23 protein-coding genes are annotated in these 26,334 nt (G+C 36.7%); 1 reads left to right on the forward strand and 22 read right to left on the reverse strand.

Going from position 1 to position 26,334, the window contains the following annotated elements; translation table 11 throughout:
• Positions 1–43: 43 nt before the first annotated feature.
• The 13 genes from lpdA to tpiA form a co-directional block, all read right to left on the reverse strand.
• On the reverse strand, positions 44–1,504 hold the full coding sequence (gene lpdA, locus ACFIMP_RS00125; RefSeq protein ID WP_375685878.1) for a dihydrolipoyl dehydrogenase: 1,461 nt from the start codon (positions 1,502–1,504) through the stop codon (positions 44–46).
• Positions 1,505–1,724: 220 nt separating this feature from the next.
• A complete protein-coding gene (locus ACFIMP_RS00130; protein WP_375685879.1) occupies positions 1,725–3,068 on the reverse strand; it encodes a pyruvate dehydrogenase complex dihydrolipoamide acetyltransferase in 1,344 nt (447 codons plus the stop codon).
• A gap of 14 nt (positions 3,069–3,082) precedes the next feature.
• A complete protein-coding gene (locus tag ACFIMP_RS00135; protein ID WP_375685880.1) occupies positions 3,083–4,450 on the reverse strand; it encodes a pyruvate dehydrogenase complex E1 component subunit beta in 1,368 nt (455 codons plus the stop codon).
• A 16-nt stretch (positions 4,451–4,466) separates the two neighbouring features.
• Positions 4,467–5,507: a pyruvate dehydrogenase (acetyl-transferring) E1 component subunit alpha gene (gene pdhA, locus ACFIMP_RS00140; RefSeq protein WP_273791144.1), complete on the reverse strand. Its 1,041-nt coding sequence runs from the start codon at positions 5,505–5,507 to the stop codon at positions 4,467–4,469.
• A 135-nt stretch (positions 5,508–5,642) separates the two neighbouring features.
• Entirely contained in the window at positions 5,643–5,954 is a 312-nt protein-coding gene (locus ACFIMP_RS00145; RefSeq protein ID WP_012754998.1) for an FtsB family cell division protein, read from the reverse strand.
• A 182-nt stretch (positions 5,955–6,136) separates the two neighbouring features.
• Positions 6,137–6,589 (reverse strand): TM2 domain-containing protein, encoded by a 453-nt coding sequence (locus ACFIMP_RS00150; protein WP_375643076.1) that lies wholly within the window; start codon positions 6,587–6,589, stop codon positions 6,137–6,139.
• 383 nt (positions 6,590–6,972) lie between these two features.
• Entirely contained in the window at positions 6,973–7,383 is a 411-nt protein-coding gene (locus ACFIMP_RS00155) for a TM2 domain-containing protein (protein ID WP_375685881.1), read from the reverse strand.
• Positions 7,384–7,765: 382 nt separating this feature from the next.
• The gene (locus tag ACFIMP_RS00160) at positions 7,766–8,173 is read right to left on the reverse strand and encodes a TM2 domain-containing protein (RefSeq protein ID WP_375631359.1); all 408 of its coding nucleotides are present in this window, start codon (positions 8,171–8,173) and stop codon (positions 7,766–7,768) included.
• Positions 8,174–8,265: 92 nt separating this feature from the next.
• The gene (eno, locus tag ACFIMP_RS00165; protein WP_375631360.1) at positions 8,266–9,552 is read right to left on the reverse strand and encodes a phosphopyruvate hydratase; all 1,287 of its coding nucleotides are present in this window, start codon (positions 9,550–9,552) and stop codon (positions 8,266–8,268) included.
• Between the two features lie 71 nt (positions 9,553–9,623).
• Positions 9,624–10,460 (reverse strand): 3-deoxy-8-phosphooctulonate synthase, encoded by an 837-nt coding sequence (kdsA, locus tag ACFIMP_RS00170; protein ID WP_273791141.1) that lies wholly within the window; start codon positions 10,458–10,460, stop codon positions 9,624–9,626.
• A 36-nt stretch (positions 10,461–10,496) separates the two neighbouring features.
• Entirely contained in the window at positions 10,497–12,125 is a 1,629-nt protein-coding gene (gene pyrG / locus ACFIMP_RS00175; protein ID WP_375612905.1) for a CTP synthase, read from the reverse strand.
• Positions 12,126–12,254: 129 nt separating this feature from the next.
• Complete coding sequence (gene secG / locus ACFIMP_RS00180) at positions 12,255–12,707, reverse strand: preprotein translocase subunit SecG (protein WP_375612906.1); 453 nt, start codon at positions 12,705–12,707, stop codon at positions 12,255–12,257.
• 82 nt (positions 12,708–12,789) lie between these two features.
• On the reverse strand, positions 12,790–13,554 hold the full coding sequence (tpiA, locus tag ACFIMP_RS00185) for a triose-phosphate isomerase (RefSeq protein ID WP_375612907.1): 765 nt from the start codon (positions 13,552–13,554) through the stop codon (positions 12,790–12,792).
• A 154-nt stretch (positions 13,555–13,708) separates the two neighbouring features.
• Between tpiA and ACFIMP_RS00190 the strand changes: the two genes are divergently transcribed.
• On the forward strand, positions 13,709–15,598 hold the full coding sequence (locus ACFIMP_RS00190; protein WP_375612908.1) for a peptidyl-prolyl cis-trans isomerase: 1,890 nt from the start codon (positions 13,709–13,711) through the stop codon (positions 15,596–15,598).
• 912 nt (positions 15,599–16,510) lie between these two features.
• Here the strand turns inward: ACFIMP_RS00190 and ACFIMP_RS00195 are convergent.
• The 9 genes from ACFIMP_RS00195 to ACFIMP_RS00235 all read right to left on the reverse strand — a co-directional run bounded on the left by ACFIMP_RS00195 (position 16,511) and on the right by ACFIMP_RS00235 (position 25,245).
• Positions 16,511–17,371 carry a phytoene/squalene synthase family protein gene (locus ACFIMP_RS00195; protein ID WP_375645463.1) on the reverse strand — a complete coding sequence of 287 codons (861 nt, stop codon included), beginning with the start codon at positions 17,369–17,371 and terminating at the stop codon, positions 16,511–16,513.
• Positions 17,372–18,247: 876 nt separating this feature from the next.
• The gene (locus ACFIMP_RS00200) at positions 18,248–18,634 is read right to left on the reverse strand and encodes an Mth938-like domain-containing protein (RefSeq protein ID WP_375606262.1); all 387 of its coding nucleotides are present in this window, start codon (positions 18,632–18,634) and stop codon (positions 18,248–18,250) included.
• 462 nt (positions 18,635–19,096) lie between these two features.
• Complete coding sequence (yajC, locus tag ACFIMP_RS00205; RefSeq protein ID WP_375612910.1) at positions 19,097–19,549, reverse strand: preprotein translocase subunit YajC; 453 nt, start codon at positions 19,547–19,549, stop codon at positions 19,097–19,099.
• Between the two features lie 685 nt (positions 19,550–20,234).
• Positions 20,235–21,416: a peptidoglycan DD-metalloendopeptidase family protein gene (locus ACFIMP_RS00210; protein WP_375611257.1), complete on the reverse strand. Its 1,182-nt coding sequence runs from the start codon at positions 21,414–21,416 to the stop codon at positions 20,235–20,237.
• Between the two features lie 155 nt (positions 21,417–21,571).
• A complete protein-coding gene (locus ACFIMP_RS00215) occupies positions 21,572–22,231 on the reverse strand; it encodes a protein-L-isoaspartate(D-aspartate) O-methyltransferase (RefSeq protein ID WP_273791164.1) in 660 nt (219 codons plus the stop codon).
• A 133-nt stretch (positions 22,232–22,364) separates the two neighbouring features.
• Positions 22,365–23,642: a serine--tRNA ligase gene (gene serS / locus ACFIMP_RS00220; RefSeq protein ID WP_375612912.1), complete on the reverse strand. Its 1,278-nt coding sequence runs from the start codon at positions 23,640–23,642 to the stop codon at positions 22,365–22,367.
• A 61-nt stretch (positions 23,643–23,703) separates the two neighbouring features.
• Positions 23,704–24,486 carry a twin-arginine translocase subunit TatC gene (gene tatC / locus ACFIMP_RS00225; protein WP_375612913.1) on the reverse strand — a complete coding sequence of 261 codons (783 nt, stop codon included), beginning with the start codon at positions 24,484–24,486 and terminating at the stop codon, positions 23,704–23,706.
• The gene (locus ACFIMP_RS00230) at positions 24,483–24,887 is read right to left on the reverse strand and encodes a twin-arginine translocase TatA/TatE family subunit (RefSeq protein ID WP_375631753.1); all 405 of its coding nucleotides are present in this window, start codon (positions 24,885–24,887) and stop codon (positions 24,483–24,485) included. The genes tatC and ACFIMP_RS00230 overlap by 4 nt, the downstream gene beginning before the upstream one ends.
• A gap of 55 nt (positions 24,888–24,942) precedes the next feature.
• Positions 24,943–25,245 carry a twin-arginine translocase TatA/TatE family subunit gene (locus ACFIMP_RS00235; RefSeq protein WP_375612915.1) on the reverse strand — a complete coding sequence of 101 codons (303 nt, stop codon included), beginning with the start codon at positions 25,243–25,245 and terminating at the stop codon, positions 24,943–24,945.
• Between the last annotated feature and the right edge of the window lie 1,089 nt (positions 25,246–26,334).

Consider the following 26,334-nt stretch of genomic DNA (forward strand, 5'->3'; position numbering starts at 1 on the left):
AAGTAACAATCAAAAATATAAAATTTTTCATACAATCCAGTCATCAAGCGTTTAAAACTTGACCATAAGCATCTAATACACTTTCTTTCATCATTTCCGATAAGGTCGGATGTGGAAAGACAGTATGCATTAATTCTTCTTCTGTTGTTTCAAGATTCATAGCAATAACAAAACCCTGTATCAATTCTGTTACCTCAGCCCCTACCATATGGGCCCCGAGAAGCTGTCCTGTTTTTTTATCAAAAATCGTTTTTACTAACCCCTGATCTTCACCCAAAGCAATCGCCTTACCATTCGCAGCAAAAGAATAACGACCAATACGTATATCATAACCTGCTTCTTTTGCTGCCGCTTCTGAAAGCCCTACAGAGGCAACCTGTGGTGTACAATATGTACACCCTGGAATTTTTCTTTTATCAAGTGGATGAGCGCTTTTCAAACCTGCAAGATGCTCAATACATATCACACCTTCTTCTTCTGCTTTATGGGCCAACATAGGAGGACCTGCTACATCACCAATAGCATAAATGCCTTCCACCCCCGTCCAACTCCATTCATCAGTTACAATGCAGCCGCGATCGTTTTTTATTCCCAAAGCTTCTAAACCAAGATTCTCAATATTACCTTGCACCCCAACAGCGGAAATCAACCGGTCAACAGTCATTGACTCTATTTTACCTTGAACATCAATATGTACACTTACAGAATCGGAAGATTTTTCAACCTTTGTTACTTTTGCTTGACGAAGAATGCGTAAACCTTTTTTCTCTAACTGTTTACGAGCAAACGTTGAAATTTCAATATCTTCAGCAGGCATGATATGGGGCATCATTTCAACAACAGTTACTGTCGCCCCCATATCATGATAAAAAGAAGCAAATTCAATGCCAATAGCCCCAGACCCTATAACCAAAAGCGATTTTGGCATTGCTGGCGGTATCATAGCTTCAAAATAAGTCCAAATGAGTTTTCCATCTGGCTCAATACCAGGAAGGACACGAGGACGTGCGCCCGTTGCAATAATGATATGCTTTGCTTGATAAGTTCCCTCCCCTAACGTCCCTTTAGGGACTGGATTTTGCGGTTGCATAATCGGTTTGGAGGATGAAGAAACCATAATTTCCGCAGGAAGGCTTCCCTTTGCTTCTTTAGTAAGCTTTGCTTCACCCCAGATAATATCAATTTTGTTTTTTTTCATTAAAAAACCAACACCAGCATTTAAACGTGCTGAAACACCCCGTGAACGTGCCACAACATCTTTGATGTTTGCCTCAATTGAACCATTAATTTTTAGTCCATAATTTATCGCATGTTCAGCAAAATGTTTCATTTCCGCTGAACGTAGAAGGGCCTTTGTGGGAATACATCCCCAATTTAAACAGATCCCTCCCAAATGTTCACGTTCAACAATCGCAGTCTTAAAGCCACATTGTGCTGCACGAATTGCGGTTACATATCCGCCTGGACCTGATCCAATCACAATTACATCATAAAGATTTGCCACAGTAATTCCTCCATGGATATATAAAAAACGGATATGCATTTTTTGAACTTAAGACTGTAAAATAACATGAGAGAATTATCTTATGTCTTTGCTTTAAGCTTCATGTAAATGCTTTACCCAAACCAGAAATAGCAATAACATTGCTCTTTAAACTCTTTAAATTTGTTTCTATTCTCTTAACACGCTTTCTCACAATTTACGTGAAGAACTGTTAAACAGTTCAAACCAACATTGCTAATGGATTTTCAATCATCTTCTTAAAAGTCCGCGCGAGCTCTGCTGCTAAAGCACCATCGACAGCACGATGATCCGCAGAAAGCGTAACTGACATAACTGTCGCAACAACTAATGCACCATTTTTAACAACGGCGCGTTGCTCCCCTGCACCAATCGCAAAAATCGTCGCATGCGGTGGATTAAGAATAGCCGAAAAACTTTTTATACCATACATCCCCATATTTGATACAGCTGTTGTTCCACCCTGATATTCTTCCATTTTTAACTTGCCCTCGCGCGCACGCTTTGCAAAATCCTTCATCTCTTTGGAAATAAGTGATAACGGCTTTTCCTCTGCATGGCGAATAATCGGTGTAATTAATCCATTGGGAATAGAAACAGCAACCCCAACATCACAATGTTTATGATGAAGCATCCCGCCTTCAAGCCAAGAAACATTCGCATCAGGAACCGCTTTCAAAGAAAGTGCAACAGCTTTGATCACCATATCATTAACAGAAAGCTTATAAGTAGGCTGAGTTTCTTCCTGCCCCTTAACCATTGGAGCAGCAGCATTTAGTTGTGTACGCAGTGCTAATAGCGCATCAAGTTCACAATCTACCGTTACATAGAAATGTGGGACTCTCTGTTTTGATTCCACCAAACGTGTCGCGATTGTTTTACGCATATTATTATGGGGAGCGAAGCTATATTCATCCTCTTTGAAGAGTTTCAATATCTGTTTGTCCGAAGCACCTGTAGCTATTAGCTCCCCTATCGGTGATGAATAAGACACTTTAGACATATCGCTGCTCACAGCTTTTTCTACATCGCGCTTAATAATACGCCCATGCGGACCACTTCCAGAAATAAGGGATAAATCAAGACCTGCCTGAGATGCTAATCGCCGCGCTAAGGGAGAGGCAAAAAGACGAGCTTCCTTTTTATCTTGCTGTATTAATTGCCCAGTTGATGATTCATGAGACATTTTTATTCCCTTTGAGTCCGTCTGTTTCAGAGAATCTGTCTGTTTGATGCCCCCTGGTTTTTGTCTTGTAGAAGAAGAGATTTCTTCTGTAACTTTTGCAGCTTCAGCTAAATCTTCACCTTCTTCTGCTAAAACAACAATTAAAGCATTTACTTTAACGCCTTGTGTTCCAGCAGGAACAACAATTTTAGCAACCCTACCTTCATCAACGGCTTCGACTTCCATTGTCGCTTTATCCGTCTCAATCTCAGCAATAACATCACCAGAGGAAACCTTATCTCCCTCCTTAATATTCCATTTTGTTAAATTTCCCTCTTCCATCGTAGGGGAAAGCGCTGGCATTGTAATTTTAATGGGCATTATGCTTTCCTCCGTTATGCTCTGTATGTCACAGCCTTAACGGCCTCAATAATTTCAGCAGTATTAGGCAAAGCCAACTTCTCAAGATTAGCGGCATAAGGCATCGGAACATCTTTGCCAGAAATCGTAGCAATTGGCGCATCAAGATAGTCAAAAGCCCGCTGCATAACACGCGTTGCTATTTCAGTTCCCACAGATGACTGAGGAAATCCCTCTTCAATTGTAACCAAACGACCTGTTTTTTTAACTGACGAAAGAATTGTTGGAAGATCCATCGGGCGAATGGTTCGTAAATCAATCAATTCAACATCAATACCAAGTTTTTCAATTTCTGGTAACGCTTGAACAGCATAATGCATCCCAATTCCACATGCAACAATCGTCACATCTTGTCCAGACTTATGAATACGCGCCTTACCAATAGGCAAAAGAAAATCATCCAGTTGAGGAACATCAAATTGATACCCATACAAAATCTCATTTTCAAGGAAAATAACAGGATTATCATCACGAATAGCAGCTTTCAGCAAACCTTTTGCATCTGCAGCACTATAAGGCATGACAACTTTCAGACCTGGTACATGACTATACCATGCAGCATAGCATTGAGAATGTTGAGCACCAACACGGGCAGCCGCACCATTGGGACCTCGGAAAACCATAGGAGCGGTCATTTGTCCACCAGACATATAACGTGTTTTGGCTGCTGAGTTAATAATTTGGTCCATCGCCTGCATCGCAAAATTAAAGGTCATAAACTCGACAATAGGACGTAACCCACCAAAAGCAGCCCCAACAGCCAGCCCAGCAAAGCCGTGCTCTGTAATTGGGGTATCAATAACTCGGCGTTCCCCGAACTCTTCCAACAAACCCTGACTAACCTTATAGGCACCTTGATATTGCGCGACTTCTTCCCCCATAAGAAAAACTGTTTCATCACGCCGCATTTCTTCAGCCAAAGCCTGATTAAGCGCTTCACGAACTGTCATTGTAACCATTTGTGTTCCCGCTGGAATATCAAAATTAAGAGATGTATCAAAAGTAGGAGCAGCCTGCGGAACTGACAAAGGTAGAGAAAGAGCAGATTCCTTAGGTTTTTGTGCTGTATCCGTAGGCTGCGAAATATCCTCAGCACGCTCACCTTCTTCTAACAAAATTGCAATAACAGTGTTAACCCTTACGCCTTCTGAACCTTCAGGCACAAAAATTTTACCAAGAGTACCTTCATCAACGGCCTCTACTTCCATTGTAGCCTTATCCGTTTCAATTTCAGCAATAACATCGCCAGAGCTAACCTTATCACCTTCTTTCTTGAGCCATTTAGACAGTTTACCTTCTTCCATAGTTGGTGAAAGCGCCGGCATCAAAATATCAATAGACATACTTGCTTCCCTCGCATCAAACTAAAATATCAGTATAGAGCTCAGAAGCATCTGGCTCTTGATCACTTTGTGCAAAATCTACCGCATCAGCAACAATTGCACGGACCTCTTTCTCAATAGATTTTAAATCGTCTTCGCTCGCCCAATTTTTTTTAAGAATCCGACTTTTTACTTGATCAATCGGATCGTGCTCCTCTTTTATTTTTTGGACTTCTTCCTTTGAACGATATTTTGCTGGGTCAGACATGGAATGACCACGATAGCGATAGGTCTGCATATCAAGAATGATCGGTCCTTTACCTGAGCGTGCCCAAGAAATTGCTTCATCAGCAGCTCCTTTTACTGATCGAACATCCATACCGTCAACAACAATACCTGGAATTTCAAAAGAAAGACCACGTCGGGAAAAATCAGTTTCTGCAGATGCACGTGAAACTGACGTTCCCATAGCATACTGATTGTTTTCAATAATATAAACAACGGGAAGCTTCCAAAGTGAAGCCATATTAAAACTCTCGTAAACCTGCCCCTGATTTGCAGCACCATCACCAAAATAAACCAATGTCACATTATCTTTACCAAGGTACTGATTCGAAAATGCCAAACCTGAACCAATTGGAACCTGCGCACCAACAATACCATGTCCTCCATAAAAGTTCTTTTCTTTAGAGAACATATGCATCGAGCCACCTTTCCCTTTGGAAAAGCCACCTTGGCGCCCCGTTAATTCTGCCATGACACCACGCGGACTCATCCCAACCGCTAACATATGACCATGATCACGGTAAGACGTAATAACCTGATCACCTTCTTTTGCCGCTTTCAATGTTCCTATAACAACGGCTTCCTGACCAATATAAAGGTGACAAAATCCCCCAATAAGCCCCATACCATAAAGTTGTCCTGCTTTTTCTTCAAAACGGCGAATTAAAAGCATTTCACGATAAGCATCAATTTCTTCTTCTTTTGTAAAATCTGCTATTGGTGCTTTCTTTGTGGTGCTTGATAATGCAGTGCGCGCCGCCGACGCAGAATTTTTTTTAAGTCGTTCTGCCATATTAAACTCCCTTTTATGATTATTTAGGAATAACCTTTACGAACAAAAGTTACAAGCCTTATCAATCGGCTTAAACAATATCATTGCTGATTGTTGTTTAAATTAAGCGATTTTTCATTTACCTTTGGTATCATTTCAAGGTATTAAGATTGTCAATTCATTTGGCTTAGAAAAGTTCAAATTCTTTCGGACATACTCATCCAACATATCTTTTTCTATATGCCCATTGCGTAAAAGAGAAATACGCTTTTCCATGAATATCCGCTCAGCTTCTATTTTATGAAGCTCCTTTTCTAATTCGCTAATATGCTGATTAACTTCACTGCGTGAATACAATCCATACTCACCATGATAAATGTGATAACTGAAATAGCTTAAGACTCCCACCGTCATAAGAGGTAGTACAAAGCGTACTTTGATTGATCGACGTTTCTGCTTTGTCCACATAAAATAGCACAGTCTTTACAGCACAAATTTCTTGATATTTTGCCCAACTATGCATGATTTTGATTAATACCTCATTACCAAATCTACACCAAAATAATTTGTTATCATCAAAGTCCCCCCCCTTAATACAATTAAAGTAAGCTGAATAACCCACTTTTTATATTATAAATATTGGATATCCTCTAAGTTGTGATTTTACACCCATCTTTGTCCTTAAAACTTCCTGTTAAAATGACTATAAAATCAATCAATACCCAAGGTGTAATTATCAAAAAAATTCCTATAAGCCCTACCGGCATAAGTATTACACTTATTATAAGTATTACACTTATTATATTTATAAGAAGCATTGCAATGCCCGTTCCAACTTTACCAACCATAAAACGATGAAGTCCTAGTCCACCTAGAAAAAAACAAACGACCGCTAACGTCACTTTTGATTGCTGTGACTGACCTTCAGTCAAGATAGGGAAAATAGATTTAATGGTATCCCCTTCACACACAAAATCAACGACGTCACCAACTTTCGGCGGCGTTTTTCCTGACCAATCCCAATTCGCAAACTGATAGCGCTTACCATCAGCCCCTGAAATGAAATAATCTCCTTGATCATGACCAATAATCTTACCTTTCATCTTCACCACCTATAAAATTGTTATTCATAAAGAAGCTTTTCTTCTAATATGATAATATGTTGAATAAACCTCACAGCATGAATACAGTCTGTATTCACCGTGATATATGACAATTTAAAAAGCTAAAAATTCCCCAACAACTTAAAATTCCCGCAATTACAAGTGGTAATACAAAGCACGCTGTTCGATTTGCACCTTTGCTTTTTTCATATGAAATAGTACAGTCTTTTTCAATAGTTTTATTTAAATATTCATAATTTTCTTTAATATTTCACATTTAAAGACATATATTAAAATAATTTACATTATTAAATTAATATATTGACAACATTAAAAGTAAAGAAAGTGCCTCACTCTTTACTTTTTATATTATTCTAAAATTTCTACCAATTTATAATTTTATCCCCATTTTCATCCCTAAAATATCCGGATAAAATAACTATAAAATCAATGAATGACCACGGTATAGTAACTAACAGCCCTATACCTGTTATCGTTATAAGAAGCATTACAATACCCGTTCCAACTTTACCAGCCATAAAGCGATGAATTCCCAATAAACCAAAAAACCAACAAACAAGTGCTATCGCCAATCTTGATTTTTCTGACTGAGTTTTACTCAAAAGAGGGAGAACAGATTTAACAACATTATCTTCATATACAAAGTCAACGGTATCACCCACTTTTGGTAATTTTTTTCCTAACCAATCGAAACTTGAAAATTGATAACGCTTACCATCAGCCCCTGAAACAAAATAATCTCCTTGATCCTGACCAATAATCTTACCTTTCATTCTTGCCCACCTATAAAGCTGCTTCTCATGTGTTATTCATAAAGAGATTATTTCTAATTCGATAATATGCGGATTAACCTCACGGTGTAAATACAATTCGTACTCACCATGATAAACATGAAATTAAAATAGTTCGTAACTCCCCAATAATCTAATATTTCCCCCTGCTATAAGCAGTAACAAAAAACATGCTTTAGTTGATTTATATCTTTGCTTTACCCATATAAAATAGCATTGTCTTTTTCAATACGTTTACTTAGCTGTACATGTTTTTTAATATCTCATATTAAATAAATGTAGTACAATAATTTTGCATGATGCAACTTAATATATTTATAAAAATAAAAAGCGAGCTAAATCACCTTTTTTTATTATAAGATTTTCACAAATCTGTAATCTGATTTCCATCTTTATCCGTAAATCTTCCACCAAGAATGACTATAAAATCAACAATTGCCCAAATGCCGGTAATTATCAATCCAAACAATGATAAAGATAGAACTAGCATTAAAGCACCAGTCCTAACTTTACCAACCATAAAGCGATGGACACCAAAGATACCTGCAACCCAACAAAGCAGTGCGAACATTATCTTTGTGTTCTCTGTACCTGATCTCAACAATGGAAAAACAGAACTGACAACCCCCCCTTCACAGACAAAATCAACAGCATTACCAATCCTTGGTGGATTCTTTCCCAACCAATCCCAAGTCGCAAACTGATAACGTTTACCATCATCACCAGCAACGAGATAAGTTCCTTGATCTTGACTAATAATTATACCTCTCATCTTAATCCCTATAAATTTAAACACTTAAAAATTATTGCGTATATGCCTTTGATAAGAAATCTCAATTTCATAATCTAAATGATCTTATACTTTCATATTTTGTGCTCAGAACTATACACTAAATCACCAGCATAACGCGCTTGGGCTCCTAGCATTTCTTCAATACGAATAAGTTGATTGTATTTGGCTAATCTATCCGAACGTGCAAGAGAACCTGTTTTAATTTGTCCACAATTCGTTGCAACCGCAAGATCTGCAATGAAAGAATCCTCTGTTTCGCCTGAACGATGAGATATAATGGCACGATAACCTGCTTTATGTGCTACTTCTACAGCATCAAGTGTTTCACTCAATGTACCAATTTGATTAACTTTTATGAGAATAGAATTGCCTACCCCCATTTTGATACCATCACGCAAACGTGCTGAATTCGTTACAAACAAATCATCGCCAACAAGCTGACATTTTTCTCCAATTGTGTCAGTAAGTAGCTTCCAACCTTCCCAATCATCCTCTGCCATTCCATCTTCAATTGTAATAATAGGATAATTTTTCACAAGATGTGCTAAATAATCTACCTGCTCTTGGATGTCACGGCATTTCCCCTCACCTTTATAAAAATACGAACCATTTTTATAAAATTCGGTTGAAGCACAGTCTAAACCAATGGCAATTTGTTCACCTGGTTTATAGCCACATATCATGATAGATTCCATAATAAAATCAATTGCTTGATCAGCACTTTTAAATTGAGGTGCAAAACCACCTTCATCACCAACATTGGTATTATAACCCGCATCTTTTAAACGCTTTTTCAATGCATGGAAAATCTCAGCGCCATAACGGATAGCTTCTCTTACAGTAGGAGCTCCTATAGGGATAATCATAAACTCTTGAAAATCAATCAAATTATCAGCATGAACGCCACCATTAATAATATTCATCATGGGGGTTGGAAGAATATGCGCTTGTGTACCACCAATATAACGATACAAAGGTAAATTTAATGAATCCGCAGCTGCTTTTGCAACAGCTAATGAAACACCAAGAAGTGCATTGGCACCAAGACGGGCTTTGTTTGGCGTTCCATCCAAAGCAATCATTGCTTGATCAATAGCAATTTGATTTGTTGCATCCCGCCCACCAAGTTCTTCAAGAATTTCGCCATTAACTGCAGCAACCGCTTTTTCAACACCTTTCCCTTGATAGCGCAAACCACCATCACGAAGCTCTATAGCCTCGTGTGCTCCTGTTGAAGCTCCCGAAGGAACCAGAGCGCGACCAAAAGCTCCATTCTCCAAATGAACATCAACTTCTACCGTTGGATTACCACGGCTATCAAGAACTTCACGCCCAATGATATCGACAATTATAGTCATATGTGTTTCCTTATCCAATAAAAGTCTCGATTCATTTATAATGCCCTATTAATGAAATATTTTTTCTCTTCTCAACTCAACTTTTTTGACAGATAATCAAATTCCATTAAAGTCTCAAGCAATCTTTGTAAATCATCAACTTTAACCATATTGGGTCCATCAGAAGGTGCATTATCTGGATCTTGATGTGTTTCTAAAAAAATACCAGCTACCCCAACAGAGACAGCTGCACGCGCTAAAATTTCAACAAATTGACGCTGCCCACCAGATGAAGCCCCCTGCCCCCCAGGTTCTTGAACAGAATGCGTTGCATCAAAAATAACAGGAGCACCAAATGAACGTAAAATAGGCAACGAACGCATATCAGAAATAAGTCGGTTGTAACCAAATGACGTGCCTCGCTCACAAAGCATAACATTCGGATTACCACTGTAAACAACCTTTTTTAAAACATTCTCCATGTCCCACGGCGCTAAAAACTGACCTTTTTTAATGTTAATAACACATTCTGTTTTGGCGGCTGCTACCAAAAGATCTGTTTGACGACATAAAAAAGCCGGTATTTGTAAAATATCAACTGTAGAAGAAACAATTGTACATTGCTCTTCTGTATGCACATCAGTTAATATGGGACAATTAAACTCTTTTTTTAAATCAGAAAAAATGGACATTGCTTTTTCAAGACCAATACCACGTGCCGCCCCCAAAGAGGTTCTGTTGGCTTTATCGTAACTTGATTTATAAACAAACCCGATACCAAGCTGATCGGTAATTGTTTTAATACGACCAGCCATTTCAAAAGCATGATCACGACTTTCCATCTGACACGGCCCTGCAATTAATGAAAGAGGCATTTCATTTGAAAAAATCATATTTCCAACTTTCACACGGGCATTTGGTTTAGTCATTTTATCCCTCAAAAGCAAAGTAATCCAATTTACGCATTAAACCAATCGACTTTGTTCTACAGCGGCTTCAATAAAAGAAGAAAAAAGAGGATGTGGATCAAAAGGACGTGATTTTAATTCTGGATGATATTGAACAGCAATAAACCATGGATGATCTACATATTCTATCGTTTCTGGTAAAATACCATCAGGAGACATCCCTGAAAAAATCAAACCACACTGTTCTAACTTATCCTTATAATCAATATTGACCTCATAACGATGACGATGTCGCTCGACAATCTTGGTCATCCCATAAATTTGAGCAATATGACTCTCTTCTTTTAATTCAGCAGCAAAAGCACCAAGGCGCATTGAACCGCCGAGATCACCATTTCTTGTACGTTTTTCAAGAACATCTCCTTTAAGCCATTCTGTCATTAAACCTACAATTGGATTGTCTGTTTCGCAAAACTCACTTGATGAAGCATTCTCAATCTGTGCAATATTGCGCGCAGCTTCTATACAAGCTAATTGCATCCCAAAACAAATCCCTAAAAATGGAACTTTACGCTCTCGCGCAAATTGAATTGCTCGAATCTTCCCTTCTGCCCCTCGTGCCCCAAAAGCACCTGGAACTAAAATTCCATGGGCTTTTTGTAAAGCTGAAACAGAATCTTCTTTTTCAAAAAGCTCCGAATCAATCCACTCAATATTAACTTTCACTCTATTCGCTAAACCACCATGCGCAATCGCTTCAATAAGAGATTTATAAGCATCCTTTAAGCCCGTATATTTTCCCACAACAGCAATCGTAACTTCTCCTTCAGGATGATGAATACGATGCGTAATATCTTCCCAACGATCCATCTTGGGGGAAGGTGCCGAATCGATTCCAAAAGCGCAAAGAACTTCAGAGTCCAAACCCTCCTTATGGTATGCCATAGGAACATCATAAATTGTTGGCATATCTAATGCCTGAATGACTGCATTGGAGCGAACATTGCAAAAAAGTGATAATTTGCACCGTTCTGTTTCTGGAATAGATCGATCTGCACGTACAAGCAAAATATCAGGAGAAATACCAACTGCTTGCAATTCTTTGACAGAATGTTGTGTTGGTTTCGTTTTTAATTCACCTGCTGAAGGAATATAAGGCATTAATGTGAGATGGACATAAACGACATTTTGTCTCGGTAGCTCATTGCGAAGCTGACGAATCGCTTCTAGAAAAGGCATTGCTTCAATATCACCAACCGTTCCACCTATCTCACACAAAACAAAATCAAATTCTTCATTTCCCATCGTAATGAATCTCTTAATTTCATCTGTAACATGAGGAATAACTTGGACTGTTGCCCCCAAATAATCACCACGCCGCTCTCGTTCAATGATATTGCGATAAATACGCCCTGTTGTAATATTATCTTGGCTATTTGCAGAACGCCCAGTAAAACGCTCATAATGACCAAGATCAAGATCCGTTTCTGCACCATCATCGGTCACAAATACTTCACCATGTTGATAAGGCGACATCGTACCTGGATCAACATTTAAATAAGGATCAAGTTTGCGAAGACGTACGCGATAGCCACGAGCCTGTAATAACGCTGCTAACGCCGCCGCTGCGATGCCTTTTCCAAGGGAAGAAACCACACCACCAGTAATAAAAACATAACGTGCCATGGGCTTATGGTGATAAGCAATTTATAATGATTTTTCCAGCAAAAAATGCAAAAAGAAACAATTTTTCTTCTAAAATAAAAAAGGCGAAAAAAATCACCTTTTTTAAAAAGTCTATGTTTTCTTAAAAAACTATTTTGTACTGTTATCGGGAACTGTATTTTCAAGAACCTGAGGAACTGGACTTTCTGCTTCAGGATTTGTGGACTGTTTCTGTTCCTGCGAAGAATTCGAAGTGCCTCCTAGCTGTTCAAGAATAGAAGGGGAAGACTCACCATCTGACGATGGGACTGATCCTGAGTCTTTATTGGTAGAATTCTGTTCTGAATTAACCGGTATACGCTTTAAGATATCAGAACTAGAATTTGATATATTACTCACCACGGTAAGTCCAATAGACACAACAAAAAAACAACAGGCTAAAATAGCAGTCAAACGTGTTAAAGGGTTTCGAGATCCACGAGTTTTCATCAACCCTGAGCTATTACTCACACCTAGCCCACCACCTTCTGAAGGTTGAATTAATATAACACCAACCAAAGTAATCACAATCAAAAAATGAATAACTATAAGTACTGTTTGCATAAACCCTGCTCTTCAAATAACTCTTTAATAGCTATTTACACATAAATAACGCACAATCCAAGGGGAAACTCAAATTTCTCTGCTATAGTTTACGACAAACATCGCAAATAGTTAAAAAATCAATCGCTTTTAAGCTTGCTCCACCTATCAAAGCACCATTAACATGAGCAATGCTTAAAAGCTCAAATGCATTGGATGGTTTTACGGATCCACCATAAAGCAAACGTATCTTATTGCCTTCATCACCAAAACGAGAGCGCACCCTATCACGAATGAAATGATGTACTTTTGCAATATCTTCTGGAGTCGCTGTATTGCCGGTGCCTATCGCCCAAACTGGTTCATAAGCGATAATGGTATTCTCTGCTGTTGCATCATCTGGGAGAGATTCTTCAAGCTGCTGCGTGAGAATATCCAGTACTTTATTATTATTACGCTCCTCCAATGTTTCACCAATACATACAAGAGCCACAAGACCTGCTCGCCACGCAGCTTGCACTTTGGCACAGACAATCGCATCATTTTCCTGGTACACTGTACGACGTTCTGAATGCCCAATAATAACATGACTTGCTCCCGCTTCTTTAAGCATAAAAGCTGAAATATCTCCAGTATAAGGACCATGATCATCAAAGTGACAATTTTGTCCTCCTAAAAGGAGATTTTCACCATTCAGCGTATTAGAAGCACGCGATAAAAGCGTTGCTGGAACACAAATTAGGGCTTCAAATAGATGACCTAGATCAGAGCTAACGCCTGTAGCAATAGCACGCAACTCTCCAAGCGATTCACTCGTTCCATTCATTTTCCAATTTCCAGCAAGAAAAGGCCGAATATTTTGAGACATATTTTCACCTCAAGAGCTTTTACAATACATTGTTTATCTGTAGTTACCAAATTATAAAATGAAAGCAAGTCTTTAAAGCTTGCATCTTTCATCTCTTTATTGCAAATTCCATTACAGCTTTGATAATAACTCACATTAAAAATGGACTTGAACAATGCTTGACATCATAAGAAATGCTACAAATTCTTGGATTTTTAGAATTTTCCTTGCTATTTTACTCTTATGCTTCATTCTTTTATGGGGGGTACCGCAGTTACACAAAAAAAGTGAAAGAGATCTTATTACTTCTGGAAAGTCCACAGTAACTGTCGATGATTATCGTCTTGCACTCGCCGATCAAAGCGCACGTTTAGCATATGCTGCTCATCTTGGACGAATGTTTACAACAAATGAAATGCAGCAATACCAAATTCCTGCTTTTGTATTTAATCAATTACAACAAAATGTACTGCTTGATGAACAAGCACGTAAAATGAAAATAAGTCTTTCAAAAGATACAATAGCTCATACGATTGGTTCTGATAAGATGTTCCAGGTAAATGGCACTTTTGATAAAAACTTGTTTTATAACTATCTTCAGCATTTACGTATTAGTGAAAGTGCTTTTCTTAATTATTACACCAAACAAGAAAAGCGTAATCAGCTTATTGCTGCTTTACTTTCTGATATGAAGGCACCAAATCTCTTTTATAAAGCACTTGCTCTTTATCAAGGAGAAATGCGTATTGCTGATTATCTCGTTATTGATCTAAAAGAAAAGAAAACAATTGCTGATCCTGATTACGAAACATTACAAAAATGGTTTGAAACACATCAAAGTCAATTTCGTGCTCCAGAATACCGTACTGTCTCTTTGCTATCTATGGAACTTAATGATTTTGTAAAACCTAAAGATATCTCAACAGATGAGGCGAAAGCCTATTATACACAAAATGCTTCACGTTTTGTAACGCCTGAAAAGCGTACATTCGAAGAACTGCGATTCCCCTCACGCGAAGAAGCCGATAATGCAGCAAAAAAAATAGCTGATGGATTGAGTTTTGATGAACTGGTAAAAGCTGAAAAAAAGACTCTTAATGACATAAAAAAAGGTCCTCTCGCAGAAAACGAACTTCCTAATCATCTGACATCTGAAATTTTTGAACTTCAACAAGGCCAAGTCAGTCCTGTGATAAATGACTTACAGGGACCTGTTCTCATTCGCGTTACGCATATTGAACCTTCAAGCTCTCTTCCTTTTGAAAGTGTAGAAGAAAATATTCGCCAAATACTTGCCAAAAATCGTGCTACTGATGATATCCGTAACAATTATGCTGCCATTGAAAATGCTCGTTTTGAGGGTGCTTCTCTCAAAGAGTTAGCTGACCAATACAAGTTATCTTTGCGCACAATTACTATTGATAAAACGGGAAAAACGCTTGAAGGTGCAATACTCACGGATTTACCTCAAAAAGATATTTTACTGAATGCCATCTATCAATCAAACGAAGGAGTCGATCTTGATCCTCTCTCTTTTCAAAATGGTGGATATCTCTGGTACAAGGTCGATAAAATTATTCCTTCCCGTGATAAGACACTTGAAGAGGCTAAGCTAGATGTTCTTTCTCAATGGAAAGATGAGGAAATCCAACGTCTTCTTGATGAAAAAGCCCAAAATGCTCTCAAACAGCTCACGGAAGGAAAAAGTCTTGTTGCTCTTGCTCATACCCTTGGTGTTACAAAACAAACAACACCAACCCTCCGGCGTCAAGACTCATCTGAAACCCTTGGCGTTGAAGGCATTAAAGCATTATTTTCCGCTCCCAAAGGTCATTATGGCATCATAAAAGGTCCGGTTGCAACAAACCGTATCATTTATCAAATAAAGACTGTAACCATGCCTAAAGATATCACGTCTCATAATCTTTCAACTGAGGTCCGCGCCAATATAGATATGATGATAAGAGAAGATCTCAAGCTAGAAATGCTACAAGTTGCCAATAAAGAACATCCTTTGGAAATTAATAGCACAAATTATAATCAGATCTTTAACGCTCTCCAATAAAAAGATTGTGCATAATTTTAAGAACTTATTGATAAAGTTTTCATCAGCTCTTCGTCTATAGTTGAAGAGGTAAGACGGGTTTCTTGTCTGCATATCTTAGGATCAGCGTTTGTATAATGATTCATTTTCTCGCAAAACAGTGCATGTATGGATTTGCGAGAAAATAGTCAATGGAATGTAGAATCGTTTTTGCAATGCATTAAAAAACATTATCCATCCAAAGGTCGTAAAGGTTGCCGCCCATTAAGCTATAAACATCATCCCTATCGTCATTCATTCATAGCTCATTATATTGCTACTCTTAATATTCATTCATAGGGAGCGTATTGCTTCTTCCTTAAATGATTTCATTTACACATCCAACTTATAATAGATAAAAAAACTATTTTTAAAATTCATTATAAAAATGGAGAAATCTTTTTCTATTCAAGACTCTCATTCAATATAAGAAAAAACGTATTATCATTATAAATCAATATATTCATCAATCATAACAGTCATCAATTATGATGTTATAATTTCTCAAAAATAAGAGTTTTTTATAGACTTATAGACTGCTAAGATAACTTCTCTCATAAAATAGAAATTTTATTTCATTTGCAAATGAGCTACAATCAATACATTCAGAGTACTTAAAAGTTCTTCATCAAACAAACCAATGTATTAAGATTTATCTTATGTTTTTCTTTCTCTGCATCTCACCCATCCAATACACTGAATAAAACATATTACTGATGAAGAAATACAGCGTATTTTCAAGATCATAAAATTTCTTATTCTTCTGTGTTCATAACAACCAAAACATCAACATTTTTTATAACAAAAAAATGGTTTGGAATCACAATAGCTCCTTTTATCTTCATATGAAAAAATCAGTCTACATGTTACGCATTCCAACGTAGTAATATTTTTTTACAATATCTTTGGAAAATTGCCGCTTATTGCTGCCCTTGTTATCAACCAATAGCGATACATCAATGGCAAAGTTGCGCTCTCTTGAAAAATTGCTGCCCCCAGCTGTATAGCTTTTTGAAGAGAAGCCGGTACAATGACCAATGGAAGAAAAGCTGGCTTAAGAACTCTCGGTAAAATACAAGAATACTCGTAAAATTGGGTATAATGATCGCGCGATAATGCTACCATAGCTTCAACAATACAACCCTTTTGTTGATCACTGAGACGATGAGATTCCAAATCTTCCCTATTCACTCCTACAGCCTTTAATATATCAGTGGGTAAATAATATTGATATCGTGATTGCATGAATGATAAAAGACGCAATACACCGCTTAATCCTTGAGAAATCCCTCCGTGTTCATAGATATCTGTAAACTCTTGTGCAGTTTCAGGATCTAATATCTGACAAGAAAGCTGTAAAATTATGCCTGCTGTCTCACCACAATAATGCTCTAGATCATGAAGTGTTTCTATTGGATTGTGATAAAGATCTAAAATTTGCGCATCACAATAACGTAAAAAAGCTGCCTTAGGTAAATTAAAAAGAGTGATTGCTTTTAATAAATCATTCAAAATCGGATTGTTTCCACTCGTTTGCATTTCACCATGAGCAATAGCATCATACCACCAACGTAACCGTATTTCTCCTATGAGTGGATCATGTACACTTTCGCGGATACGAGAAACTTCAGCATTAAATACATAAAGAGCAGCCAATGCTTGGCGCTTTTTTTTAGGTGCAAATAAAACCGATATATAGCGATCACGATCTATGGTACGTAAAATATCAAGACAATAAGGAAGAGAGCCTATCATTCTATGAACCTATTAACGTCCCTTTTTTAGCAATTAAATTAATACCCTCTTTTTATTCATATTAAAAAATGAAGGATAAGCAAATACAGTTCAGAAAATAAGATTTTTAAATGTGTCTCTTAACTGTATTATGAATTAAAATTTCTTTTCTAGTCCCTTTTCGTTTTAGAAAGAAAAAAATTAAATAAATAATTTTTCTGATAAAACTTATCTTATCGGACTTCAAGTTTTCATTTGCAATAAAAAAGCTAAAAACCAATCGTAACATGCATAGTAAAACTTGAACAACAAACAATGCAAGACACTTTTTCAGTGGATAGATGACAATGTTATTTTATAAAAAATGCACTGATCACAAAAACTTCATCAAATCATTGACCTCCTCCCCATCCTAAAAGACAAAGGTTCTTACCAACACCAATTTCTAAAAAATCCAATTGCTCTCGGTACGTTTCTGTTACTATAAACGCATTGATTTATAATGATAATTTTGTGTTTTGTATGTTAAATTAGAATCCCAAATATCGTAGATATGCTTTCATTTCAAACCAATTCCATGTTACATCAATAAAAACTATTCCCTTGCACGTCACAAGCGGAACTGGCTTGTAGGTAAAACTGTATAAGAAAGAATTAAAATGCCTCTTATGAACCGTCTTAAGTGCCAAGAGCTGATCACTCATGTGATTCATTAGGAACTATGAGCAAACTTTGTCCTGAATACTTGCTGCTGTATTTAAAAACACTTAATGTGTTAAGTTATGTATATTCTATACCCTTATATCACCGCCTTAAACGACAGTATTTTACAGCGCAGAAAATAATCACACAAGTCTTTCATGCTAGACCAGAGCCTTTGTTTTATTAAACAATACTCTATTCTACCGCAAATAATAACGCTGCAACAGCGCGATCTTCAGCCAATAAAACATTAAATGTACGCACCGCCGCTCCCGTACTCATTGTATCTGATGAAATACGTTTTTCCCATAAAAGCACCCGTAACTCTTCAGGTAATCGTAATAATTCAATTCCAGTACCTATTAATAAAACTTCGATTTCAGAAGCTTCTTCTAAAATACGAGATATATCCCCTTGAGTGGGAACAGGCCCTGCCATCTCAATGCCATAAATACCTGATGGTACACAAATAATAGAACCTCTATGAGACATATCAGCAAAACGAAACCCACCATTTCCATAAGCATCAATAGGTGCGCGACTTGGAAAATGTGCTTCACGAATTTGAATTGCATCGAACATGAATATGCACCTTTTATTTTTGAATAATCCAATTGTCTTTGCTTCTTCTCACCATAAAAATTAAAGTAAGGCTGATATAAACATTGATATGTTAAACATAGCCTAGTATTGAAGTGAAAATTTTTATATAATGCCCTAATCTTCTCATACAACAAATATATGAAAATTTGGGAATAAACCGCTGTAAAATGCTATACCTGCTTAAATAAATCTATCTTTTAAAAAGTTTCCTCAGCTTATTTACTCACAAATTGCTTTTTATAAAAACAATGATCTTGTTTAAAAAACAGAAAAAAATTGCGTAATATTCTATAAATAAAACAACTATTTTAATAATCTAAAGAAAACAAAAACTCCATTTTCTGTAGCCACTATAAAAGCCTCTTTTTCAATGAAATTGTCTTGATCTTGCCAAGCTTTTTATAAAAATGCTTAAAAAATGTAATAAACTGCCATTACACCTTAAGATGCATTTTCCTTTGATATAGCTTTTTTCTCTTTAGAGATACTCATATCTTCTTTCGTTGTCGTTTTAGATTTAGACTTTTGTGGTCTTTTTGCTTTAGCATTAAGTTTTGATTTTTTTTCTGCAACCGGCTCACCTTTAACGCGCACATCAGCTAATGTTGAGCGAATAACACGAATATTCATACTCTCACCAATTTCAACCTCTAATTCACCACTCTCGTCGTGAACCTTCGTAACCTTGCCGATAATACCACCACCCGTTATAACTGTATCACCACGACGTACTGCATTAAGCATTTCTTGGCGTTTTTTCATTTGGGCACGCTGTGGACGAATGATAAAAAAATACATAATTGCAAAAATTAAAATGAATGGGACAGCGCTAGCAAATGAAATTCCACCGGAAACATCGCCTGCAACTTGAGCATAAGCGTTCGTAATAAACATTTTTATCTCCTATAGTTAAACCTCAGGTATTTCCCACTCTATTAAAATGAAATTCCGATACAGAAAAAATTCCTAAAGAATTTATCATAAAAAGCAATAACGACATAATCTAATCACAGCTTTACAAAAATACAATAAATCCTTAAGAGGCAGAATACCAAAATACAATGAGAAAAATCTTAAAAAATAGATTCACTTTCCCCTATTGTATATCCTACAATACAAATCTTTTCACTAACTCAATAAATTATACAAGATAATTTTTCTAATGAACAAACTTAATTTATATAGATAATTTATCGTTTTTGATATCAAATGACAGATCTAAATACAATAAAACGCTCTCATTTCAAACCTTCTGAATTAATCAAAACGATTTTCTTGCACGTCACACATATTAAATGAGCCTGTAGATAAAAACTTTTTAAGAAAGGCGTGAAAATATCTTTTTCATGCTTCTCTCAAATGCAAGAGCAATTGGAACACTCAAAGCTGACAAATAGTATGATACTATTGTCTTACACTTTCATAAATACAAAAATGGTAATATTTACCGACCCCAACGAACTACTTTTCTAAAACCAATGATTTTTTGCTGTAATGTCATTGATTTAAGAAAATCAATTATTTTTCATGAATTTTCTATAAACTGTAAGACTATTCAAATGTAAAAGTCATCAATAAATTAGTTTTCTAAATATTTAAGGGGATCAACAGGTAATGAATTCTTACGCATCTCAAAATAGACACGTGGCGTTTTAACATTTCCTGAAACACCAGATTTAGCAATCTCATCACCGCGCCTTATCCTTTGTCCTTTGTTAACAACAAGCTTACTATTACATCCATAAATAGTGATAATATCATTTTCATGTCGAATCATCACAACATTACCAAGCTCTTTTAATCCATCTCCCGCGTAAATAACCACACCATTTTCTGCCGCCTTTACCGAAGACCCTTCAGGCACTGCAATATCTATTCCTCGATTCATTACTGTTCCCTTTTTTTGACCGAACTGGCTTAATAAACGCCCTCGTACTGGCCAACGCATCTTAGAAATTCCTGTGGCTTGCGGAGTCGTCATATTATCTGTATTCGTAACAGTACTTGACAAACCAGTCTCATGTTTCAATTGCGTCATCTGTTTAGAAAAATTTTTCTCAGAACTTGATTTGTTCATCTTTGCAGAGGGTGGCGTTGTTACAGGAGCTTTATATATAGGAGAGGACTTCTTGTTTTTTATAGAGGACATCACTTGAGATTGGGATGCAGATTCTGTTGTTGACACTGCCCAATCGTTATTATTGTGTGCATTTGAAGCTGCTAATGTACGCCTGCTTGGAACAACAAGGACCTGACCGATATAAATGGAATTGCTGTTTATACCATTTGCTAATTTTAATGCCTCAACACTAACCCCTACTTGTCGTGCAATACTGAGCAGTGTATCTCCACTCTGGACAATATAAGAATTCCGCCGAAAAATAGGAGATTTATCCATTTGTGAACGAGAAAGTGTTCCAAGATTACGTGGAGGGGAGCCCATAACGCGACCATCAGAAGAAGTTATCCTATCTTGATGTGGAAAATTATAGGGGGAATTATCATCTCCCCACGAATCATCGCTTGATTCCACAGGTGGCAATTCAGTGCTTTGTATCATACCACTACCGTATGATAGCATTCGCGGGTCTGTATACATAGTGCTTGATATATTTGATTGAGATGATACCGTACGATGAGAGAACGTATTGGAAAAACGCTGTGTACCAGAACTACAACCAGCAACAATAGTTACCACCGCTAACAAAGTTATTCTCTGAAAATTATGCTGGAAAATATTATCCAAAGCTTTTAGACACATCGTTTTGCTCACTCATCAATAATCAACTCACTCCATTAAAGCTTTTTTAAATTACCGAAGAGTTAAAATGAGATGTTTTATTCATAAATATCTTTATATAAGATCAAAATGAATTTAACGTAGACAATTCGCAGAAACTTCTTAGCTTTTAAAAATTAAAGTATCTCCGCAATGCCTTTAATAAAAGGTTGGTAACGCACTTGGAACAGTTCTAAACACTCAAATCGACTACCAATTTTTGTATAGCGCGTCACCGTTTGTACCCCTTCGTCAGGTCCTATCGCCTGAATGAGAATTCCATTTTCAGCTAAAAGTTCTAAAAATTCCTTTGGTTCATCAAAACGTGATGGCCAAATAAGAATGCGATCAAATGATCCTAAGCCTGTCACGCTATGACTTCCATCAATCTGCCTTATAACAATATTTTCAATTCCTAAAGTTTGAAATTTTTGGCGTGCTAAATCAACAAGCGTTTTATAACGATCAATCGTTGTCACACGGTCACTCAGACATGCCATAAGAGCAGTACAAAAACCAGATCCTGTACCAATTTCTAAGACACGATGCCTTTTTTTCAACGATAATGCCGAAAGAATTAAGAGTTGTTCTTCCAAACGTTCCATATATTCACCACACTCAAGGGGAATAACTTTATTATCATAAGCACTATTGAACCAAGGAGCAGCAACAAACTGTTGACGCGGAATTTTCTCTAATGCCGAAAAAAATCGCACGTCATCAATGCCTTTGCTACGCATTTTCAGTACAAGAGCGGCTAACTCCTCACGAAATTGTAAAATACCCTTTTGCCCCATAGTATCATTCAATCTCCAATGGAGGTGCACTTTTATCATACTGACAAACTGCTTCTTTTAAAATGGCAAAAACTTGCGTCTGTGTATCATCACCTCTTGGCAATAAACGCATATTGTCTCTCCTTTCGTAAAATTAAGCAGTAATACAGCGCATGCCTCCCATATAAGGTTGTAAAACATCTGGAATAATAATTGATCCATCAGCCTGTTGATAATTTTCAAGTACGGCAATAAGACAACGTCCAACAGCCGTACCAGAACCATTAAGGCTATGAACAAAATGCAATTTTTTATCGCCTTCTTTACGATAGCGCGCATTCATACGGCGACCTTGAAAATCTCCACAAACTGAACAGCTAGAAATTTCACGATAACATTCTTGACCAGGAAGCCAAACCTCGATGTCATAGGTTTTACGCGCTGCAAACCCCATATCACCCGTAGAAAGAACCACTGTGCGAAAAGGCAAACCAAGCCGCTTTAATATATCTTCTGCACATTCCGTCATACGTTCTAATTCAATTAAAGACTGCTCTTCACTGGTAATCGAGACCATTTCAACTTTCCAAAATTGATGCTGACGCAACATACCGCGCGTATCACGACCGGCTGCTCCCGCCTCTGAACGAAAACAGGGAGATAAAGAAGAAAATCGTAGTGGTAAATCTGATATTTCAAGAATTTCATCGTTGACCAAATTGGTTAATGGCACTTCTGCTGTGGAAATAAGCCATCGACCATCTGTTGTACGAAAAAGGTCTTCAGCAAATTTCGGTAATTGTGCTGCTCCGTAAACAATCTCATCACGAACAAGAAGAGGTATTGAGACTTCTGTGTAACCATTCTCATTGACATGCACATCAAGCATAAACTGGCCTAATGCTCGTTCTAGCCGTGCTAATGCCCCTGAAAGTACTGTAAAACGTGTTCCAGACAAACGACTAGCTCGTTCAAAATTCATCTGTTTGAGATCTTGACCAAGATCAAAATGTTCCTTTGGTGTAAAATTAAATGTTGGAGGTGTACCAAAATGTCGAATGACGACATTATCACTTTCATCTTTACCTTCTGGAACATCATCTAATGGAATATTTGGAAGTGCTGAAAGAAGTTTCTCAAGACTCTCCGTCAGCTGTTTTTCTTCCACTGTTGCAGAGGAAAGAAAAGCTTTAATCTCTTCAACTTCAGCCCTAAGACGTTCAGCCATTTGCTGATCCGATACCGCTAAAGCCTGTCCTATTTCCTTTGAAACAGCATTGCGACGTTCCTGCGCCAATTGCACCTTAGCAATATACGACCGACGTGCAAGATCAAGTTGTATTAACCTTTCAGCTTGTGGCTCAAGACCTCTACTTACGAGTGCTTTATCTAATTTCTCAGGATTGTCACGAATCCACTTAATATCAAGCATAAAAATTCCTCATTTATATTGTTTTTATTCATTCCTTATCGCATAAGATTATACACTTTTCTTAAGCGGATTTTCTTCTCTTTTCTATACTGTAAGCAATTAAAATTGAAATCTCGTAAAGTGCTATCGTTGGTAAAGCCACTGCAAACATCGTAAAAAAATCCGACGGCGTTATGATTGCCGCTATGATAAAAGAGAGCAAAATAGCCCATTTTCGTTTAGACGCCAAGTCATGAGATGTTACAAATCCAATTTTTGTTAAAAGACTGATGACAAGAGGTAATTGAAAAATCAAACCAAAAATTAGGATAAACGATGTCATAAAGCCCAAATAATCAGAAATACGCACTATAAACTCTATTTTTAAATGAACATCTGGAAGAAATTGTTGAGAAAGGCTAAACCATAGTATTATTGGCGCTAATAGACCATAAACAAACGCTCCCCCAATACAAAATAAAATAGGCCCCCCAATGAGAAATGGTAAAAAAGCCATACGCTCATTTTTATAAAGCCCTGGTGCAATAAAACTATAAAACTGAAAAGCCGTATAGGGAAAAGATAAAATAATTCCCCCAAAAACAGAAAGCTTCATCTTCGTTAAAAAAGTTTCCCATACTTGCGTTGATTGTAAACGAATCCCCTCAGGATTACCCTCTGCTATTTTCATTGCCCACTGATATGGCCATAGTAAAAAATTTAAAATATAATCTTTAACAAGAAAACACATCATAAAAGCGATCATAAATGCAACCAAGGCAGAAATAATTCGCTGACGAAGTTCAATTAAATGTTCTAAAAGTGGAGCCATATTAGCATCAACTTCATCTTTCTTAACATTCATGACATATCTTCTTTATCTTTAGAAGCAATAGATACTGTCGTATCTTTATTGGTTACGTTTTGATCGCATTCCAAAATTTCTTTATCTTTTTTTGATTTATGGTGTGTTGCCTTAACATCCAAATTATCGTGGATATCTTCTAATGTATTTTGAATGGGATCAAAAGTCTCTGTCAACTTCTTGCTTGAATCGCTAATATCCGAACATACTTTTTGCAAATTATCGCGCTCGATTTGTTTTATTACATCATCAAACTGATGACGAAGTTCATTTGCTGTTGAATACACATACGCTCTTATCTTTGCTACTGTCTTTAATATTTTAGGTAAATCTTTTGGTCCAACGACAATGATGAGAACAAGTAAGATTACGATAAACTCTGGTCCGTCAATCCCAAACATCTCTTAATTCGACTTTCTCATCAAAAAATATTGCACAATGATGATTGCGTTTTTGTTACTGTTTTTTAGCAACAGATGTTTTGCTTTTTTTAGAAGCAGAAGAAACCTTTCTGCGCGCTGTTGCATGTTTTACCGATAACGGCTGAGATTGTTGAGATTCTACATCAATCATTTGGGAAGTAGGAGCCATTTCAACTTTATCCTCAATGCTATCATCTTCTTCTTTCATATTTTTTTTGAAGGCTTTAATTCCTTTAGCAACATCGCCCATTAATTCAGAAATTTTACCGCGACCGAAAAGCACAAAGATAATCAATAAAATTATAATTAAATGCGTTGGTGAAAAAATATTACCCATTATTCTCTCTAACTTTATGCTTTTAAATTTGATTTCATTTATTCATGCTTCCTCTGAAGGAGGTATCAAATATAATATCTTACTTATATATTTTCTTCTTAACTTAAAAGCAATTACACGCTTTTATTGCAAAAAGAACTTTTTATCCTCTCATCCTTTTTTAGCGTATTATAACACAAACCATTCAAAAATGATAAACCACTTCATACAAAGTTCAAAACACTTAAAAACTTTTCTAAAATAACTTCATCTGATCTCTTAGGTTACTCATCTTCCTGTAAATACTATAGCCAATGTCTTTCCTTTTAAACAATGTTGTACGTATCATTACAAACATTTCCGCCAAATTATCCTTTACTGATAAAAATCATAACATGCTGTAAAACATTTTACGTATTCAATTAAAAAAATCAGAAAGAAAAATCTCTAAAAAACTTTCTTAACACATCATCAGTCTCTTCAAAAACGATCATCTTACGCACAACATTTACTCTTTGCGTTGGGGTGGGAATTTTATCATCCATTATTCCATATACAATACGAAATATGAGCCATCATCGTATTCAATTAAATATCTGTCGTGTAAATAAAACTATTAGCGGAAAGAGTAAAAATGTACTTTATGAACCAACTCAAGTGCCAAGAGGTATGGCAATACTGCTAAAAAATAAAAAAGGTACCAGCTTGTGCCTTTATTCAGTAAAATACCTCCATATAACCAGCTCTCTAAGCCACTGTATGCTCTAACTATTACAAGTCTCCGGATTCTGGGCATGCGTTCTCATAATATCATGTGTTTAACCTATCTCAGTATTGAAAACAGAATGGGCATGAATAGAAAATTACATTCAATCAAAAGCATGGTATAGAAGCATAATCCATATAAAAAGAATTTCTTATCCTAGCCTTTTTTATAAGATTACCTCATAAAGCCGCTCGATAATACAGTGTTAGAGATAGATAAACCTATTTACTTTAGTTTAAAATTCCTCATTTTGATTGAGATAGCTTGCAGAGCACATATCAATTTTCAAAAGTTTTATTTTAGCATCATACACAATAACCTAGCTATTTAGCGTGTATAATGTA

Origin of the sequence: Bartonella sp. AP65SXKL (genome assembly GCF_042195725.1) — a bacterium.
Lineage (GTDB): Bacteria > Pseudomonadota > Alphaproteobacteria > Rhizobiales > Rhizobiaceae > Bartonella.